Origin of the sequence: Kocuria marina (assembly GCA_014652975.1) — a bacterium.
GTDB classification, from domain to species: domain Bacteria; phylum Actinomycetota; class Actinomycetes; order Actinomycetales; family Micrococcaceae; genus Kocuria; species Kocuria marina.
Map to the genome: position 1 here is coordinate 202,573 of BMZV01000004.1, position 18,293 is coordinate 220,865.

Consider the following 18,293-nt stretch of genomic DNA (forward strand, 5'->3'; position numbering starts at 1 on the left):
AATGCCTCCCGTGATCCAACGCTAGAGGAAACAACGGGGAAATTCATGGATGACAACGTCCGATGATCCTGCGTTCTCCCCCGGTGAACGCCGCACGCGCACCCCCGCGAGGGTCACGACCGCGGGCACCCTGGCCCCGGTCGCGGTCAGGGCACGGACGGCCTCAGCGGCCGTGGCGCCCGTGGTGAGCACGTCGTCCACGACCACGCACGTGAGTCCCGACATGTCCCCGGCGCGCAGGCTCCCGCGTAGCGCCCGGGTGCGCTGGATCCTCCCGCGGCCCTTCTGGGTGCCGCGCCCGGCCACCGCTCGGTGCGTGAGGGCGGGTGCGATCCGCGACCGCGGGGGCAGTGCCGCGCCCCGCAGCAGCGTGGCGACCGGATCGAACCACCGACGACGCCGCGCGCGGGCGCTCGTGGGCACCGGCACCCAGTACAGGGTGGGCCTGTCGTCACCGAGCTCGCGCGCCACGGTCGCCAGGGCTGCCGAGAGCACGGCGGAGAGCACGGGAGCGAGATCGGTGCGGCCGCCGTTCTTGAAGGACAGCACGCACGAGGCGAGTTCGTGTTCGTACTCCCCCGCCACGACGACCCGCACACCGGACGCGGCGAGTGCCGCCGGGGGTGTCACCGGGTGCGGCCGAACCGTGGCACGGCGCAGCACGATCCGGCACGCACGGCACAGCGTGGTGCCCGGGGCCGCACACACCGCGCACGACACCGGTAGCACCAGGTCCAAGGCCTGCGCGCACCACCCGCTGACGACCGCGGCCCGACGGTCCCACCGCGCGAGAACCGCCTGGCGGCGCCAGGGTGCGCCGGCGGTGCCACGGCCCGGAGCGACGTCGTACACCGCGGAACGGGACACCGTCGAGGAGCGGTACGGAACGACGGGGCGGGAGCGGGTCATGGCACCAGTTCACGGTGCGCGGACGGTGTCCGTCCACGGCCCGGCAGATATGTGCAGCGCGCACCGCACGGCGCACCCCCTCAGGAACGAGTGCTCACCCCGCGAATGCGGTGTCCGTGACCTCTTCGCTCTGCAGCGCCCAGGAACTGCCCGTGAGCATGTAGAGCCGCCCGTCCGAGGCGCCGTACACCGCGGCGGGCCCGTTGCCCCCGGCCAGGGAGGTCACCCCGGTCAGGGCGGGCAGCTCGTCCACCTTGCCCGCGATCGTGTACCGGCGGGGCTGCGAGTTGGTGTCCTGGTCCAGGGCACTGGACACGAACTCGTCCGGGCCGATCCACTGGGCGGTGTCCACGTCCACGTCCGTGGCCACGGCATTGCCCTTGGCGAGCTCGGTGGGTTTGCCGGAGGCGTCCCGCACCACTCCCGCGATCCACACGGTGGAACGCGTCGCGGCGGCGTCGGTCGTGACCACGAGCGCCCGGCTGCCCTCGCGGGAGATCCGCAGGGACGCTACGTGCTGATCGTCGAGCCACGAGGCGGACACGGTGTCACCCTGCCCCTCCGACGACGCCCGCACGACCCGGACGGTCCCGGAGCGGTCCGCGCCCCACACCCACCCCAGGTTGTCGAAACTCGGCCGGGTGGGCTTGTCCCCGGACCACCGCTGCCGGGGTTGCTGTCCGGGGGACACGGTGTAGACCGTGGAACCGGCGCTGTCCACGAACCCGAAGGCCCCAGCCTCCATGCCCATTCCCGGTTTGCTGAGCGTGACGCCCTCGGGCAGCGTGAGGTCCGGGATCAGCTCGGTCTGGCCGCCCTGGTAGAACGCGAGCTTGTTGTCGGAGACCCCGATTTGCCGGTTGGGGACGGTCACGGCCTGGATCGGGTCGTTGTCGCTGCCGCCGGAGGTGTCCACCGGGGCGTCGTTGATCCGCAGTTCGACGTCGTCCACGTTCGGGATGGTGCGCAGGGTGGCCCGCAGCTGTTGTTCCATCCGGCGTGCCTGGTTCACCTCCGCGGGGTCGAAGCTCGCGAGCGTGAGGTCCACCGCCGCGGTCCCCCCGGACACCGGCACGGCCGAACGGGACAGCGCGGCACCCTGCGGGATCGCGCTGGTCACGGCGTTGCCCAGGTACGCGGCGGGCCCGCGCATGAGCGCGCGCACCGCCGCCGTGGAGGTCGTGGAGCGGTTGGCGAACCACCGCGGATCCGGCACGAGGTACTTGCTGTCCTGCGCGGAGTAGAAGTAGAGGTTGGTGGGCGAGAAGATCTTCTCGAAGTCCGCTTGCGGGACCACCACGCCGTCGGGCGCGCGGGAGATCCGCCACTGCCCGTCCACCGAGGTGAGCACGAAATCCAGGACGCGCGTGCTGCCCGAGGGCTGCTTGGCGAGCACGCCGTTGGCACTGAGCTCCCCGCTGACCTCCATGCTCGTGCGGAATTCGCCGTCATTGAGCCGCGGCACGGTGGTGGGCTCCCCCGAGTGGATGAGCACGCGGGTGTCCGGCTTCCAGGTCGCGGCGAGCTGCGGTGTGAGGTACTGGCGGGCCACGGAGTAGTCGTCCTGCGCGCCCACCCCGGCGGCCAGGAACCCCTCCACGATCTCCTGGGCCGTGGCCCCCACCCGGGGCCCCTGGGGATTGAAGGGCATCGCGGACTGCTGGGTCTGCTCCGTGGGCTCGATCACCTTGTGCACGGGCCCGGAACGGGGCATGGCCCCGCACGCGGACAGGGTCAGGCCCAGGACCATCGCGCACGCCAGGCCCGTGTACCGCGCCCGACGCCGCGTTCGCCCGGACACGACGTCGCTCACCCGGCGCGCGTCCCCGACGGCCCGGGTGGCATCCGCCCGATCACGGGTCCGATCGTGGTCTGCGGGATTCATGACTCCTCCGTCCGATCACGGTGTCGCGAGGCGCTCGAGCCCGTGCGCTCTTGTTCCGAGGCGTTCGCATCCGTCGTCGCGGCGGGCTCCCCGGCGGCCGCGCCGGCGTCCGGGAAGTCGATGAGCAGCTGGCCCGTGTCCCGGTCCTCGCTCGGGCGGACGGCCGGGGCGGTGAGCTGCAGCGAACCGGTGTCGGTGACCCGGGCGGTGGATTCGCTGTGCTGTTCCACGGGCGGCATGGGCAGCGGATCGGGCTGCTCCGGGTCCAGGACCTGGTTCCGCAGCAGGGGCAGGGTGAGCCGGAAGCACGCTCCGTTGTCGGGTTCGGCCCACACCGTGAGCGCTCCCCCGTGCAACCGCGTGTCCTCCGTGGCGATCGCGAGCCCCAGGCCCGTACCGCCCACCGTGCGAGCGCGCGCGGGATCCCCGCGCCAGAACCAGTTGAAGACCTTGGTCGTCTGCTCCTCGGTCATCCCGATGCCGTGGTCGCGCACAGCCACGGACACGCAGTTCTCGTTGGCACCCACGTAGATGTCCACGGGCTTGCTCTCCCCGTGCTCGAGCGCATTGGTCACGAGGTTGCGCAGGATCCGGTCGATGCGCCGCTGGTCCATCTGCACCACGCAGCGGGTCAGGGTGGAACGCACCGTGAGCTCCGAACCGCTCTCGAGCACGAGCGGCGCGCACGCCTCGACGACGTCGTAGATGACCGTGAAGATGTCCGTGGAGGCCATGTCCAGGCGCGCGGCGCCGGCGTCGAACCGGGAGATCTCGAGCAGGTCCGAGAGCAGCGAGTCGAAGCGGTCCACCTGGTTGTGCAGCAGTTCGGCGGAGCGCCGGTTGACGGGATCGAAGTCCTCGCGCGCGTTGTAGAGCACCTCCGCGGCCATCTTCACGGTGGTCAGGGGTGTGCGCAGCTCGTGGGAGACGTCCGAGACGAACGTCTGCTGCATGGAGGACAGCTGTTCCAGCTGGGTGATCTGGCCCTGGATGGAGTCCGCCATGCGGTTGAACGAACGACTCAACCGCGCGGCCTCGTTGCTTCCGTGGACCTCCATGCGCACGTCCAGGTCGCCGTCGGACAACCGCTGGGACACACGCGCCGTGCTCGAGACCGGACGCACCACTTCCCGCGTCACGTACCACACGATCGTTCCCACGAGCAGCAGCAGCGCGACCATGGACAGCAACAGCACCGCGTGGATCGAGTCCAGGGTGGCCTGGGGGTCCGAGAAGTCGTAGACGAAGTACAGCCCGTAGCGGGAGTTCTGGTTGAGCTGGACCACGTCCCCGATCACGATGACCGGTTTCTCCGGAGCGTTCTCCGCCATCCGCGCCGAGGCCGGTTGCCAGTACGTGCCGTCCCCGTTGGCCACGCGCTGTTGCAGCTGTTGGGGCACCGTGGCGGAGGTCATCCACGCGCTCTCGGTCTGCACCCCCACGAACGACTGCCCCGCCCCCTGGTCCAGGGGGATCAGGATCCAGCGGTGGTCGGTGGTACTCGTGTCCTGGCTCAGCCCGCCCAGCGTGGAGTTGATCAGCGCCTGCACCTCGGTGCGGTCGGAGGCGTCCGAGGCATCGAAGCTCGCCTGCGCGGTCTTGATGTCGCTGCGGGCCTCCTCGAGCACCTGGTCCAGGCGGTCGGTGAACAGCCGGTCCGCGATCTGGTGGGAGAGGAAACTGCCCGTGGCCAGGAACGCGACGGACGTGAGGGTCAGCGCCACGGCGATGGCACGGAACTGGAGGGACTGCCGCCACCGGCGGAAGAGCATGCGCCGACCCAGCCGGATCCTGCGGAAGCGTTTGGGTCGACGCCGCTCGGCGGGGCTGTGCGCCACGGGTCGCGCCGGGGCGGACGTCATTTATGCGCGTGTCCCCCGGCCTTGTAGCCGATCCCGCGCACCGTGAGGACCACCTCCGGGTTCTCCGGATCGCGTTCCACCTTGGAGCGCAACCGCTGCACGTGCACGTTGACCAGGCGGTTGTCCGCGGCGTGGGGGTAGCCCCACACGTCACGCAGCAGCTCGTCCCGGCTGAACACCTGGTGCGGCGAGCGCGCCAGGGTCGCGAGCAGGTCGAACTCCAGCGGGGTCAGGAAAATCTCCTGCCCGGCCCGGGTCACGCTGTGCCCGGTCACGTCGATCACGATGTCCCCGAGCGTGATCTCCTGGGTGGCCCCGCGGTCCATAGGGCGCAGACGCGCCTTGACGCGGGCCACGAGCTCGGCGGGCTTGAAGGGCTTGGGGACGTAGTCGTCCGCGCCGGCCTCGAGCCCGCGCACCACGTCCGCGGTGTCGGACTTGGCCGTGAGCATCACGATCGGGATGTCCGACTCGGTGCGGATCTGCTGGCACACCTGAATCCCGTCCATGCCGGGGAGCATGAGGTCCAGGAGGATGAGGTCCGGTTCGGAGGCGCGGAACACGTCCCGGGCGCCGGCGCCGTCGTAGCAGTAGACGGGCTCGAAGTCCTCGGACGCGAGGATGATGCCGATCATTTCGGACAACGCGGCGTCGTCGTCCACCACCAGGATTCTTGCTTTCATGGCCCGCTTTCGCGCTCGTCCCTGACACCCGGAGCGGCCGGGATCGGCGTCCGTGTACGCCCTCGATTCTACGGCCTGGCCGGGCTCAACCCTCGTTGCACGCCTCGGTGAGCGCGCCGCCCAGGTGCGTCACCCGCTGCAGGGCGTCCGGCAGTTCCGGCGGGGTGAGCTCGCTGATCCGCGCCGACGGCGCCAGCACCGTTCCCAGCAACGCCGCCGGATCCATGCCCAGCTCACGCCACGGGCCCAGCACGCGCCGCACGAGCTCGGACACGGGGGTGCGCCCGGCCACAGGGACGGTGTCGAAACACAACCGCACCCCCGCCTCGTGCAGGGCCGCGAGGGGCTCCCACTGCTCGGTGGGCCCGTCCGGCAGACCAAGCACGGCGGCGTCCGCGCCGACCCGCGGGGTCCAGTCGATCCCCACGGCGCCCGCGTCCAGGACCACGGTCTCCGCCCCCGTCGCACGGCACGCGGCCACGGCGTCCGAGAGCGTGGCGCGCAGTTCCTGGCGCGGCAGCGCACGCAGGGTGCGGTAGCCGCTCGCGGTCGGGATGCGCCCGGTCACCACGCGTTCCAGCTCGGGTTCCTCGAGTACCAGCACGACACCGCGCCCGGCCGTGTTGCGCCGCAGCACGGCCACGAGGTCTGCGACGCCCAAGCACCACGACTGCGCGAGATCACGGCGAGCGCCGGGATCCGACTGCAGCTTCTCCCCGTTGTGCACGTGGACGGTCGCCGCGAGGGAGACCGGGCCGAGCAGCGAGAAGGCGATCGGTCCGGTGTCCGCGCCGGATTCGGCGCCCAGGACGTCCGCGACCATGTTGAGGTCGCTCTCCAGTTGCCGGCGTGCACGGCGGGAGTCGTCGCCGGGGACACCGCTGATCCGCCACCCGTGGGGCTGCCGGTCCGCGTAGAGGGAGTCGAGCACGGCGCACGTGCGGGCCGCGAGCTCGGCGTGCGGACCCCGCTCCGGCAGCAGCGGCACGGTGGCCAGGTGCGGTGCGCCCAGCTCGCCGCGCAGCACGGTGAACGTCTCGAGGAGGTCCGTGCCCCGCAGGGAACGGGTGAGGGTTGCGGTGACTGCTTCGCTCATGCGTCGGTGCTGCGCTGGTGGTTTTGGGAAATGGCCTCGTGGTGGCGGATGACCTCGCTGATGATGAAGTTCAGGAACTTCTCCGCGAACTCGGGATCCAGGTGTGCGGCCTCCGCGAGTCGGCGCAACCGGTGGATCTGGGTCTTCTCGCGTTCGGGGTCCGACGGTGGGAGGTCGTTCTCCGCCTTGAGCTTGCCCACCTGCTGGGTCGCCTTGAAGCGTTCGGCGAGCAGGTGCACGAGTGCGGCGTCGATGTTGTCGATCGTGCCGCGAATGGCCTTCAGGCGCGTCAACGCGCTGTCCGCGGGGCGGTCGGTGCCCGGTGAATCGGCGCCCGATGAGTCGACGGGCGCGTGGTCGGCGGGGTCGGTGACTGCACTCATGCGTCCACTGTAATGGGGGTGTGCGTGGCACCCGGTCGTGTGGCGGTCATGCCGCACCACGTGAGGAACACGACGCGACCTTCGCGGGACGTGGGGCTCAGGACGCGGCCGCGGCCGCGCGGTCGGCGAAGGCGGCGTCGATGGTGGCCTGGCCCAGCACACGGGTGCCCTGGTAGAGCACCATGGTCTGCCCGGGGGCCACACCGCGCTGGGGCTCGTCGAGGCGCACGCACAACCGCTGCTGCCCGCCCTGCCGGGTGAGCCACGCGCGCGCCGGCGCGGGATCGCCGTGGGCGCGCACCTGGACCGTCACGGGGAACTCGTCGGAGCGCCCGTCCACGTCCTCGGCCATCGCCGCGACCTCGCGGGGCGGGAGCCCGGCCCACGACGGGCGGATCCCCTCCATGACGTCGATCGACAGCAGGGCCTCCGGCCCCACGACCACCTCGTTGGTCTTGGGCCGGATCTCCAGGACGAACCGGGGCTTGCCGTCCGGGGCGGGCCGGCCGATGTGCAGACCCCGACGCTGACCCACCGTGTAGGCGTGCGCGCCGCGGTGCTCACCGAGTTCGGTGCCCTGGGTGTCCACGATCCGCCCGGGGGCGAGCTCCATGTGGTCCTCGAGCCACCCGCGGGTGTCCCCGTCCGGGATGAAGCAGATGTCGTGCGAATCGGGCTTCTTGGCCACGGACAGCCCGCGCTCCTCGGCCTCGGCGCGCACCTGCGCCTTGGACGGGGTCTCGGCCAGGGGGAAGATCGCGTGCTCGAGCTGCTCGGCGGTGAGCACACCCAGCACGTAGGACTGGTCCTTGGCCCAATCGGCCGCGCGGTGCAGTTCCTTGTGCCCGTCCGCATCTTCCACGACCTTGGCGTAGTGACCCGTGCACACGGCGTCGAAGCCCAGGGCGAGCGCCTTCTCGAGCAGGGCCGCGAACTTGATCTTCTCGTTGCAGCGCATACACGGGTTGGGGGTACGCCCCGCGGCGTACTCGGCCACGAAGTCGTCCACGACGTCCGCCTGGAACCGTTCGGAGAAGTCCCACACGTAATACGGGATGCCCAGCTTCTCGGCCGCGCGCCACGCGTCCCGGGAGTCCTCGATCGTGCAGCAACCACGGGCACCCGTGCGCAGCGTCCCCGGGGTGCGGGACAGTGCCAGGTGCACCCCCGTGACGTCGTGACCCGCGTCCACGGCGCGCGCCGCGGCCACCGCCGAGTCCACACCGCCGCTCATCGCTGCCAGAACACGCACGTCAATTCCTCCAGGTCCGTCGTGGGTCGAAAGGTGAAGGGTCGAACCGGTTTAACAACCAGCGCGCCGCCGGGGCTATTCCCGACGACGCCGCTGTTCCGGGCGGTGTCGCGGGTCCCGACCGCGCTGCAGTTCCCGACGACCCCGTTCCGGCCGCGCCGCTGTTCCTGGCCGCGCCGCTGTTCGGGGCGGCGTCGCTCAGGACGCGAAGCCCGGGACGTGCCCGGACAAGCCCGCGGTGTGGGCGCGGTCGTAGACCTCCGCCACGGCGGCCAGCACCGCGGCGACGTCGTCCGGTGTGCTCGAGTGCCCCAGGGAGAAGCGCTGGGCGCCGCGCGCGGTCTCCTCGGGCACCCCCATGGCCAGCAGCACATGGGATGCGCGCGGGACGCCCGCGTTGCACGCCGATCCCGTGGACAGCGCGACCCCCGCGGCGTCGAAGAGGAAGAGCATCGAATCGCCCTCGCACCCGGGGAACGTGAAGTGGGCGTTGCCCGGAAGCCGTGTGGGGTGCGCCCACTCGTCCTCGGGGGCGCCGGGCTCGGGCCCGCGCAGCACGGCCTGCGGGACCCGTTCGCGGATCCCGGCCACGAGGGTGTCGCGCAATCGTGCGCGACGCACGAACTCGGCGTGCGCATCGCGCTGGGCGGCGTCCACCGCGGCACCGAACGCGGCCGCGCCCGCGGCGTTGACCGTGCCGGAGCGCACGCTGCGCTCCTGGCCCCCGCCGAAGCTCGTGGCGGCCAAGGTCACCGTGCGGGGTGCGTACAGCGCACCCACACCCATCGGACCGCCGAGCTTGTGCGCGGACACCGCGAGCGTGCTGATCCCGGGCAGGTGCGCGTCCACGGGCACCGCGCAGAACGCCTGCACGGCGTCCACGTGGAAGGACACCCCGGCCCGGTCGCACAGGGCCGCGAGCTCGGCGATCGGCTGCACGGTGCCGACCTCGTTGTTGGCCCACATCACGGTCACCAGGGCCAGCTCGTCCCCGCGGCGGCCGAGCAGCTCCCGCAGGTCGTCCGGGTTCACCCGGCCCTCGGCGTCGACCTCGAGCCACGCGAGCTCGGCGCCCTCGTGCGCGGCGAGCCACTCGGCGGCTTCGGACACCGCGTGGTGCTCCACGGTGGACAGCGCGATCACGGTGCGACGCGGATCCGCGTCCCGGGCCGCCCGGAACAGCCCGAGCACGGCCATGTTGTCCGCTTCCGTCCCGCCGGACGTGAGGATGATCTCCACCGGTTCCGCGTTTAACGCGGCGGCCACGCTGTCCCGCCCGGTCTCCAGGGCCATGCGCGCGGAGCGGCCTCCCGAGTGCAGGGACGCGGGGTTGCCGCCGCGCTGGGCCTGCGCCACGTAGGCCTCGACGGCCTCGGGCAGCATGTCGGTCGTGGCGGCGTGATCCATGTAGACGCGCGGTGTGGGCATGGGTCCAATTCTAGGCGCGCCCACCGCGGCCCTCCCTCGACCGCGCACCTCCGGTGCGACCTCCCCGGCGCACCTCCGGTGCGACCTCCCCCAGTGCACCGCCGGTGAGACCCCCGGCTGCGTCGATGCAACACCCCACGCCCCGCCGGTGCCGTGCCGCGCGCGGACGCGCCTACACTCGCAGCCATGCTGCATTTCGTCTTCCACACCCCCGAGATCCCCGGCAACACGGGAAACGCCATCCGCCTCGCAGCCTGTACGGGCGCCCGCCTGCACCTCGTGGAGCCCCTGGGCTTCACGTTCGGGGACGCCCACCTGCGCCGGGCGGGGTTGGACTACCACGATCTCGCGGTCATGGACGTGCACCCCAGCGTGGAAGCACTGTGGGACGCACTCGGGGACGCCCGGGTCATCGCGTTCACGTCCCACTCGAGCACCCGCCACACGGACGTGACCTACCAGGACGGGGACGTCCTGCTCTTCGGCCGCGAGTCCACGGGGCTGCCCACCGACGTGCTGGAGGACGAGCACGTCACCGAGCACGTCCGGATCCCCATGCTGCCCGGGCGCCGCTCCCTCAACCTCGCCAACTCCGCGTCCATCGCACTCTACGAGGCCTGGCGGCAGTTGGGCTTCCCCGACGGCGTGTGATCCCGCCACGACGACGGCGCTCGCCGGGTACCGTGCATATGCACACCCTGCGAGCGCCGTCGTGAACGCCGTCGGCGCGGCCGGAGCCGCGGGCGCCTACTTGCCCGATTGCTCGGCGGCGTCGCCCACCCTGACCTTGGCCGTGTGCTCGTCCCCGCCGCGCCGGTAGGTGACCTCCGCCTCCGTCCCGGCCGCGAGTTCGCGCACGCCGGCGGTGAGAGCGTCCGCGTCCGTGATGCGCTTGCCGTTGAACTGCGTGATCACGTCGTTCGCGCGCAACCCGGTGTCCGCGGCCGGGGAGCCGTCCTGCACGCTGCGCACGAGGGCACCCGAGGAGAACTGCTCCGAGTTGCTCCCGGACGGCGTGTAGGCGGAGACGGACGCGCCCAGGTAGCCGTGCGTGGCCTTGCCGTCCTTGATGATCTCGTCCGCGACCCGCTTGGCCGTGTTGGACGGGATCGAGAATCCCACACCGATGTTCCCCGAACTGGAGGAGTCGTTCGAGGAGGACCCCGCCGCCGAGGCGATCGCCACGTTGATGCCGATCACCTGACCGCTCGAGTTCACGAGCGCGCCGCCCGAGTTGCCGGGGTTGATCGCCGCGTCCGTCTGCAGGACGTTGAGGTAGACGCTCGACTTCGCGGACTGCGAGCTCGACTGCCCGTTGTCCGGGAAGTTGAAGAAGAAGTCCTGCCCGCCGCCGCCCTGCTGGGAGTCCTCTGGGGTCTCCTGCGCCGCTGAGGAGGCGACGGCGATCGTCCGGTTGAGCGTGGAGACGATGCCGTCCGTGACGGTCCCGCTCAGTCCGAGCGGTGAGCCGATCGCGATCGCGGTGTCCCCCACGTTGAGCTTGCTCGAATCCCCGAATTCCGCGGGCGTAAGACCGCTCGGGTCCACCTTGATCACCGCGAGGTCCGATTCGGGGTCCGTGCCCACGAGGCTGGCCTTGCGCACGGAACCGTCCGAGGTCTGGACCTCCAGGTTGGCATCCGAGCTCGCGCCGTCCAGCGTGACCACGTGGGTGTTGGTGAGGATGTGTCCTTGATCGTCCAAGATCACACCGGACCCCGTCCCCGCGCGGCCCCCGGCGGACGCGGAAATCGTCACCACGGACGGGGAGGCCTTGTGGGTGGCCCCCGTGATCTGGTTGACCGATTCCGTGTTGTTCACGATCACCGGGGAGCTGTTGCCCGCCGCGGACACGCCGTTGTTCTCGGCGAGGGCGCCGGTCCCCACCGCGGTCCCCGCACCGATCAGCCCTGCGAGCACCATCCCGGCGACCAGGGCACCCGCCGAGAACTTGCGCTTGGGCGTCGTGGCGGTCGCAGCACCACCGACCGGTTGCGACGCCGCGGTGTAGCCGTCCTGACCACCGGAATAGGTGCCGTACTGGTAACCCCCGGTGGCGCCGGGGTGTTCGCCCGCGGGCGGGATGGGTTGGGTGTCCTGCGCGTGCCACGGCGAACCCTGGCCGGTGCCCTCCGTCCCGGAGCCGTACTGGCCGTACCGGGGCACGGGACGCTGGGGATCGCCGCCCGCACGGGGGTCATAGGAATCGGCCATGTTCTCTCCTTCAGGACTGTGACAGGACGTCGAGGGATCGTGTGTCTGGATGCGGATACCGGGACCCGCCCGGCGGCTTCCGGTAGCCCAGTATGCCCGGGCGTACTGAGCCACGGCTGTGAGAACTGGCCGATTCCTGCACGTTGTCTGGCGATCTCCGGGACGCTCGCTGATCTCGTGACCGCATTGTCCGTTCAGCGTAGTCTGTGACTCGGACGACCATCATGTCCCGGGGACGATCCCCGGGAGGGCGTCCGCCGGGCTGAGATCGATTGGAACGAGGGTCATGAATTCACACACCGTTTGGCGCCGCGCTGTTTCCGCGACCGTACTCTCGGGAGTGTGCTTGTTCGCGGCGCCCGCCGCCCTGGCCGAGCCCCCTCAGCAGGTGGACCCCGGCACACGGATCGTGGATTCGGCCAACGTCCTGGGCAACACGTCGCAATTGCAGGACGAGATCAACAGGGTCGCCAGCGAACACAACATCACGCTCTACGTGGTGTACGTGGACCGGTTCACGAACCCCACCGATCCCGGTCAGTGGGTCCAGGACTTCGCCCGGAACAACGGTTTCGGGACCAACGACGCCGTGCTCACCGTGGCCACCGAGACCCGCCAGGCGCGGTTCGTGGCCAACTCGGCGGGTCCCCTGTCCCGCTCGGACACCCAGGAGATCTACAACGAGAACATCGTCCCGGCCCTGCGCAACGGCAACTGGGACGCCGCCGCCCAGGGGGCCGTGAAGGGGATCGACTCGAAACTCGGCGGGGTGAGCCTGAACGGGGCCGGCGGTGTGGTCGGCGGGGTCGTGGTGCTCGGCGGGCTCGCGGCCGCGGGCGTGGGCGTCGCGTCGCTCATGCGCGGGCGGCGTCGTCGTGCGAATGCACCCCAGGCCCCGGAACCGCACAACGGCAGCAGCGCGCCGCAGCGACCGCTCGTGCCCCTGCCCGAGCTGCACAAGCGCGCGGGTTCGGCGCTCGTGGAGGCGGACAACGCGATCCAGCACTCCGAGCAGGAACTCACCTTCGCGCAGCTGCAGTACGGCCGCGAGCAGACCCAGCCGTTCGAGCACGCGCTCGCGCGGGCCAAAGAGCATATGCGCGCGTCCTTCGAGCTACAGCAGAAGCTCGAGGACCACATCCCGGACACCGAGGCGGACCAGCGCGCGTGGCTCGGGGAAATCATCGAGCGCTCCAACCAGGCGCGCGGCTCCCTTGCGGAACAGGAACAGAACTTCTCACAGTTGCGTCAACTCGAGACCCGCGCCCCCGAGGCGCTCGAGGACGTGCGCCACGCCGTGGCCGGTGTCCAGCCGCGCCTGCAGGACGCCGAGTCCTTGCTCGTCTCGCTGCACGCAACGTACGACGACGCCGCTCTGGCCCCCGTGCGGGACAACGGCGAGCAGGCACGCGAACGCCTCGAGTTCGCCGAATCCGCGATCGCCCAGGCCCAACAGCACCTGGACGCGGGACAGGTTTCCCAGGCCGTGCTCAACATCCGAGCCGCCGAGGAAGCGCAGGGCCAGGCCGAGGGTCTGATCACCTCGGTGGAGAACGCCCGCCGGGAACTGGCCAAGGCCGAGGAGTCCCTCAAGGACGCCGTGAGCATCGCCCAACGGGACGTCGCCGAGGCCGAGGGACTGGTCCAGCAGGGCTCCCGTCCCGAGCTCGCGGGTGCCGCCGCCGGGGTGCGCTCCGTGCTGCAGACCGTGACCCAGAACATGCGTTCCGGGCGCTACGACCCCATGGGCTCCGCCCGCCGGCTCGCGCAGGCCAAGGCCGAGCTCGACAAGGGCCTGGACGATGTCCGTAGCGCGAACGACCGCGCCCGCTCCGCGCGCGAGACCCTGTCCCACGCGCTCGTGAGCGCGCAGGCGAGCCTGACCACCGCGTCCGACTACGTGTGGGCGCGCCGCGGCGGTGTGGGCGCCCGCGCGCGCACGGAACTCGCGGAGGCCGAACGCCACCTGGAGATCGCGCAGCAACTGCAGAACTCTGATCCCGAGCGGGCACTCAACGAGGCCAACCAATCCATCCGCCTCGCGGACTCCGCACAGCGCTCCGCACAGACGGACGTGGACGAGTTCTACAACTCCCCCATGGGCTACGGCGGCATGGGTTACGGCCGGCGCAGCAACGGCCTCGGTGGTGCCATGCTCGGCGGGATCCTGCTGGGCGGGATCCTCAACGGCGGCGGAGGCGGTGACTTCGGCGGCGGTTTCGGCGGCGGAGGCGGCGATTTCGGTGGCTTCGACGGCGGTGTGGGCGGGAACTTCTGACCCCCTCCGGGTCAGCGACGCACCCGCCGCCCCGTGACAGATTTCAGTTTTGTCCGAGATACGAGAAGAGGAGAACACCATGTCCAAACAGTCCATTTTCGGGCGGATCGCTCAGCTGGCCAAGGCGAACATCAACGCGATGATCGATTCCGCGGAGGACCCCCAGAAGATGCTGGACCAGATGGTCCGCGACTACACCGAGAACATCCGCGAGGCGGAGTCCGCCGTGGCCCAGACCATCGGTAACCTCCGCTTGCTCGAGAAGGACCACGCCGAGGACGTCCAGGAGGCCGCCCAGTGGGGTAACAAGGCACTGGCCGCGTCCAACAAGGCGGAGGAGTTCCGTTCGTCCGGCAAGGAGAGCGAGGCCCAGAAGTTCGACAACCTCGCCAAGGTCGCGCTGCAACGTCAGATCCAGTCCGAGAGCGAGGCCCGCGGGGTCGAACCCCAGATCGCGTCCCAGACCGAGGTCGTGGAGAAGCTCAAGGACGGGCTCAACACCATGCGCGGCAAGCTCCAGGAGCTCTCCGCCAAGCGTGACGAGCTGGCCGCTCGTCAGAAGACCGTCCAGGCCCAGGCCCAGGTGCAGGACTCCCTCAAGGCGTTCGACGTCATGGACCCCACGAGCGAGGTCTCCCGGTTCGAGGACAAGATCCGCCGCGAGGAGGCTCGCGTGGCCGGCCAGCAAGAGCTCGCCGATTCCTCCCTGGACCGCCAGTTCGAGGCGCTCGAGGACATGGGTCAGCAAACCGAGATCGAGGCGCGGCTCGCGGCGCTCAAGGCCGGCAGCGCCACCAAAGACGGCGAGAAGATTGTGTCCTCCGAGGAAGTCTGAGTCACTTCCGGGACTGCCGGTGCGGTGGCCGCAGCATTCAGGGCCTCATCCCGCGGCTGAGCAGACACCCCCGGCGTGAGCCGACGTGGAGCAAACGCGGCATCGCCTGCTGCGTTTGCTCCACTGCTTGTCGCGAAGTAGCCCCGGACACGTGTCCGGACATGCCAGAAGCCCGGTTTCCTGGGAAACCGGGCTTCTTCGTGGTTGCGGGGGCAAGATTTGAACTTGCGACCTCTGGGTTATGAGCCCAGCGAGCTACCGAACTGCTCCACCCCGCGGCGACGTCCTCAACTATACGGAGGGTGAACGGATCGTGCAAATCGGGTGTCCCCCGGCGCGGATCCGCACGGGACAGCGCCCCGATGGCGAGGGGCGGTGAGGACAGGGGCGGCGACAAGGGGGGGGGACGGTGATGGCGAAGGGCGGTGACCGGGAGAACCCGACCACCGCCCTTCGGGCGTCTCCCCTGGATTACGGGGTGGCACCGTCCTGACGCATGGCCTCGTCGATGGCCTGCTTCAGCCGGTCCTGGGCCTCGCCGTACTGCGTCCAGTCACCGTCCCGGCGTGCCCGATCCGCTTCCTGCATGGCCTGGTTGGCGTTGTCCAGAGCCTGCTGCAGGGACGTGGAGCGCGGCGACGGGGTCCCGGAGGGCTGCGGCGAGGGGCTGGCCGACGCGCCGTCGTCCACCGCGCCGGTGCGCCCGTCGCCGCCCTGGGCGGCCTCCGCGGCCTGGTCGTTCACGCCGGCCCCGGTGTCCGTGGTGGCACCGGAGTTACCGCTGAAAACCTCATCCAGAGCGCCGTCGAGCGTGGGGGCGAATCCGACCTTCTCACCGAAGCCCACGAGGACGCGGCGCAGGGTGGGGTAGGCGGCATCGCCGGAGGACTGCACGTACACGGGCTGGACGTAGAGCATGCCCCCGCCCGCGGGCAGTGTCAGCAGGTTGCCGTTGATGACCTCGGACGCACCCTGACGCAGCAGGTTCAGCTCCTGGGACACATCCGTGTCCGAGTTGAACAGGTTCTGCGCCTGGCCCGGACCGGGCACCACAGAGGAGCGCGGCAGTTCGAGCAGCCTCAGCTTGCCGTAGTCCTCGCTCTTGACGCCGTCCTCACCCGTCCCGGCGTCCGCGTTGGCGGAGAGGTACCCGTACATCACGTTACGGGTGTTGCCGGACTCGCTCTGCTGCGGGATGAAGGACGAGGTGAGCGAGAAGTTCGCCTTGTCCTCACCCGGCATGCGCATGGAGAGGTAGTACGGCGGCTGCGGGACGTCCTGGTTCTGCTGGGTGGGGTCGTTGGGCACGGACCACACGTCGTCGCTCGCGTAGAAGCTGTTCGCGTCCGTGACGTGGTAGCGGTTGAGCAGCTCACGCTGGACCTTGAACATGTCTTCGGGGTAGCGCACATGGGCCATGAGGTCCGCGGACATCTCCGAGTACGGCTTGAGCGTATTCGGGAAGACCTTCTGCCACGACTTCAGGACGGGGTCCTGGTCGTCCCACGCGTAGAGATCCACGGAACCGTCGTAGGCGTTGACCGTGGCCTTGACCGAGTTACGGATGTAATTCACACGCTCGGGCGGCAACGCAGCGGCGGTGCCCTGCGCGGTCTGGGTGTCCTGGGTGGCCTCCTGGAGCACGGACGGCGTGGAGTACGGGTAGGACGCCGCCGTGGTGTAGGCGTCCACGATCCACACGACCTTGTTGTCCACGATCGCCGGGTACGGGTTGCCGTCCACCGTGAGGTAGGGGGCCACCTTCTCCACCCGCTCACGCGGGTTGCGGTCGTAGAGGATCTGGGACTCCGGGCGCACCGCGTCCGAGAGCAGCATGTCCGTGGACTGGAACTTGATGGAGTAGGACAGTTTGCTAAACCAGTTGCCCACGGTGGGGCCGCCGTTTCCGGCGAACGTGGTCTTGGCGTCCTGGGCGTCCCCGTCATTGGTCTGGGGGCGGTCCAGCTCGAGCGGCGGGTCCTCAGGGGAGCCACCCACGATCGAGTACTCGGGCGAGTTCTTCCCGAAGTAGATCCGCGGCTCGTAGTCGTTGGAGATCTCACCGCGGGACGGGATCCCGGCCTGCATGAATTGGGGCTTGCCGTCCGACTGCACGCGGGAGCCGTACGCGGCCACCACGCCGTAGCCGTGGGTATAGACCACCGACTGGTTGTACCAGCCCTGGATCTGGTCCGGGTTCAGTTCACGGGTCGCAATGACCGTGTCCTGGGTCTGGCCGTCGATCGTGTAGCGGTCCACGTTGAGCATGTCGGAGAACTGGTAGTACGGCCGGAACTGCTGCAGCTGGGCGAACGCGGAGGAGACCACGTTGGGGTCCAGCAGACGGATGTTGGAGGTGGTCTCGGTGTCCTGGCGCAGCGCACCCTGTTCGGTCTGGGTCGTGGCGTCGTACGGGGTGACCTCGGTGTTGTCCAGACCGTAGGCCTGTCGGGTCATGGTGATGTTGCGCTGGATGTACTCGTTCTCGAGCGCCTGCTCCGTGGGGGTCACCTGGAAGCGCTGGATGGCCCACGGGTAGAGCCCACCGGCCACCACGGCCACGACCACGAGCATCGCGGCACCGATCAGGGGCAGCTTCCAACGGCCGATGAACCCGGCCACCACGAACAGGATGGCTACCAGGACGGCGGCGATCGCCAGGATGCCCTTGGTGGGGATCACGGCGTTGACGTCGGTGTACAGCGCACCGGTCCACTTGCCCGAGTTGGAGGTCAGGGTCGCGTAGCGGTCCAGCCAGAAGTTCACGGCCTGCAGCGCGAGGAACGCGGCCACGATGGAGCCCAGGTGCACGCGGGAGGAACGGGTCGTGGCGATCCCGCGTTCATGGATGCGGATCCCGCCGTAGACGTAGTGCATGAGCAGCCCGGCCACACCGGCGAGTAGCAGCGCGGTGACCAGGAAGCCGATTAGCAGCCGCAGGAACGGGAGGGTGAACACGTAGAAGCCCAGGTCCAGGTCGAACTGGGGGTCGGTCTGTCCGAAGGGTTCCTGGTTGAGGAACAGCAGCACGGTCTGCCACTGGGACGCGATCGTGGAGGCGGCGAACAGCCCGAAGATCACCGGGACGGCCACCATGACGATCTTGCGCACGGGGTCCAGCGCCTGCTGGTACTTCTGCATGTTGTCGCTGACCTGGCCGGTGTCCCGGGGGCGGTTGCGGTATGCGAGCCACAGGCTCAGGAACATGAGCGTGGCCACGATCACGGCGGAGATGATGAACAGACCGATCATCGCGAGGTTACGGGTGACGAACACCCGCAGGTAGCCGAGCTGCTCGAACCAGAGGATGTTCGTGTAGACCTGGGTGAACCCCACGAACAGGGCGATGAGGACCACCACCGCGATCACTGTGGGCAACAGGGCCCCGTGTTTCTTGCGGCCCGCTGCGGACCCGCTGGATGGACGTGGGGATGTGGATCCGGCGGTCACTGAATACCTCTGAATTCC

General features: G+C 69.9%; 13 protein-coding genes and 1 tRNA gene. 3 read left to right on the top strand and 11 right to left on the bottom strand.

Features of this window, described 5'->3' with window-relative positions:
- Positions 1 to 21: 21 nt before the first annotated feature.
- The 8 genes from IE157_RS10430 to IE157_RS10465 form a co-directional block, all read right to left on the bottom strand.
- Positions 22 to 909 carry a ComF family protein gene (locus tag IE157_RS10430; RefSeq protein ID WP_318281434.1) on the bottom strand — a complete coding sequence of 296 codons (888 nt, stop codon included), beginning with the start codon at positions 907 to 909 and terminating at the stop codon, positions 22 to 24.
- Positions 910 to 1,003: 94 nt separating this feature from the next.
- Positions 1,004 to 2,794 carry an LpqB family beta-propeller domain-containing protein gene (locus IE157_RS10435; RefSeq protein ID WP_318281435.1) on the bottom strand — a complete coding sequence of 597 codons (1,791 nt, stop codon included), beginning with the start codon at positions 2,792 to 2,794 and terminating at the stop codon, positions 1,004 to 1,006.
- Complete coding sequence (gene mtrB / locus IE157_RS10440; RefSeq protein WP_193519913.1) at positions 2,791 to 4,656, bottom strand: MtrAB system histidine kinase MtrB; 1,866 nt, start codon at positions 4,654 to 4,656, stop codon at positions 2,791 to 2,793. The genes IE157_RS10435 and mtrB overlap by 4 nt, the downstream gene beginning before the upstream one ends.
- Positions 4,653 to 5,339 (bottom strand): MtrAB system response regulator MtrA, encoded by a 687-nt coding sequence (mtrA, locus tag IE157_RS10445; RefSeq protein ID WP_193519914.1) that lies wholly within the window; start codon positions 5,337 to 5,339, stop codon positions 4,653 to 4,655. Before mtrA ends, mtrB begins: the two co-directional genes overlap by 4 nt.
- Before the next feature lie 85 nt (positions 5,340 to 5,424).
- The gene (locus IE157_RS10450; protein WP_193519915.1) at positions 5,425 to 6,435 is read right to left on the bottom strand and encodes a hypothetical protein; all 1,011 of its coding nucleotides are present in this window, start codon (positions 6,433 to 6,435) and stop codon (positions 5,425 to 5,427) included.
- Positions 6,432 to 6,818, bottom strand: a complete 387-nt coding sequence (locus IE157_RS10455) for a chorismate mutase (protein WP_162228687.1) — start codon at positions 6,816 to 6,818, stop codon at positions 6,432 to 6,434. The genes IE157_RS10450 and IE157_RS10455 overlap by 4 nt, the downstream gene beginning before the upstream one ends.
- A gap of 97 nt (positions 6,819 to 6,915) precedes the next feature.
- Complete coding sequence (gene mnmA, locus IE157_RS10460; protein ID WP_162228688.1) at positions 6,916 to 8,070, bottom strand: tRNA 2-thiouridine(34) synthase MnmA; 1,155 nt, start codon at positions 8,068 to 8,070, stop codon at positions 6,916 to 6,918.
- A gap of 198 nt (positions 8,071 to 8,268) precedes the next feature.
- On the bottom strand, positions 8,269 to 9,498 hold the full coding sequence (locus IE157_RS10465) for a cysteine desulfurase family protein (protein WP_193519916.1): 1,230 nt from the start codon (positions 9,496 to 9,498) through the stop codon (positions 8,269 to 8,271).
- A 186-nt stretch (positions 9,499 to 9,684) separates the two neighbouring features.
- Here IE157_RS10465 and IE157_RS10470 point away from each other — a divergent pair, with 186 nt between their 5' ends.
- Positions 9,685 to 10,149 carry a tRNA (cytidine(34)-2'-O)-methyltransferase gene (locus IE157_RS10470; protein WP_193519917.1) on the top strand — a complete coding sequence of 155 codons (465 nt, stop codon included), beginning with the start codon at positions 9,685 to 9,687 and terminating at the stop codon, positions 10,147 to 10,149.
- A 96-nt stretch (positions 10,150 to 10,245) separates the two neighbouring features.
- Here IE157_RS10470 and IE157_RS10475 read toward each other — a convergent pair whose 3' ends face one another.
- Complete coding sequence (locus IE157_RS10475) at positions 10,246 to 11,712, bottom strand: S1C family serine protease (protein ID WP_193519918.1); 1,467 nt, start codon at positions 11,710 to 11,712, stop codon at positions 10,246 to 10,248.
- Positions 11,713 to 11,998: 286 nt separating this feature from the next.
- On the opposite strand from IE157_RS10475, the gene IE157_RS10480 reads away from it, so the two are divergent.
- Complete coding sequence (locus tag IE157_RS10480; protein WP_193519919.1) at positions 11,999 to 13,990, top strand: TPM domain-containing protein; 1,992 nt, start codon at positions 11,999 to 12,001, stop codon at positions 13,988 to 13,990.
- A gap of 79 nt (positions 13,991 to 14,069) precedes the next feature.
- A complete protein-coding gene (locus IE157_RS10485; RefSeq protein WP_193519920.1) occupies positions 14,070 to 14,825 on the top strand; it encodes a PspA/IM30 family protein in 756 nt (251 codons plus the stop codon).
- Positions 14,826 to 15,026: 201 nt separating this feature from the next.
- Here IE157_RS10485 and IE157_RS10490 read toward each other — a convergent pair.
- A tRNA-Met gene (locus tag IE157_RS10490) sits at positions 15,027 to 15,103 on the bottom strand.
- Positions 15,104 to 15,296: 193 nt separating this feature from the next.
- A complete protein-coding gene (locus tag IE157_RS10495) occupies positions 15,297 to 18,275 on the bottom strand; it encodes a UPF0182 family membrane protein (protein WP_193519921.1) in 2,979 nt (992 codons plus the stop codon).
- Positions 18,276 to 18,293: the final 18 nt, after the last annotated feature.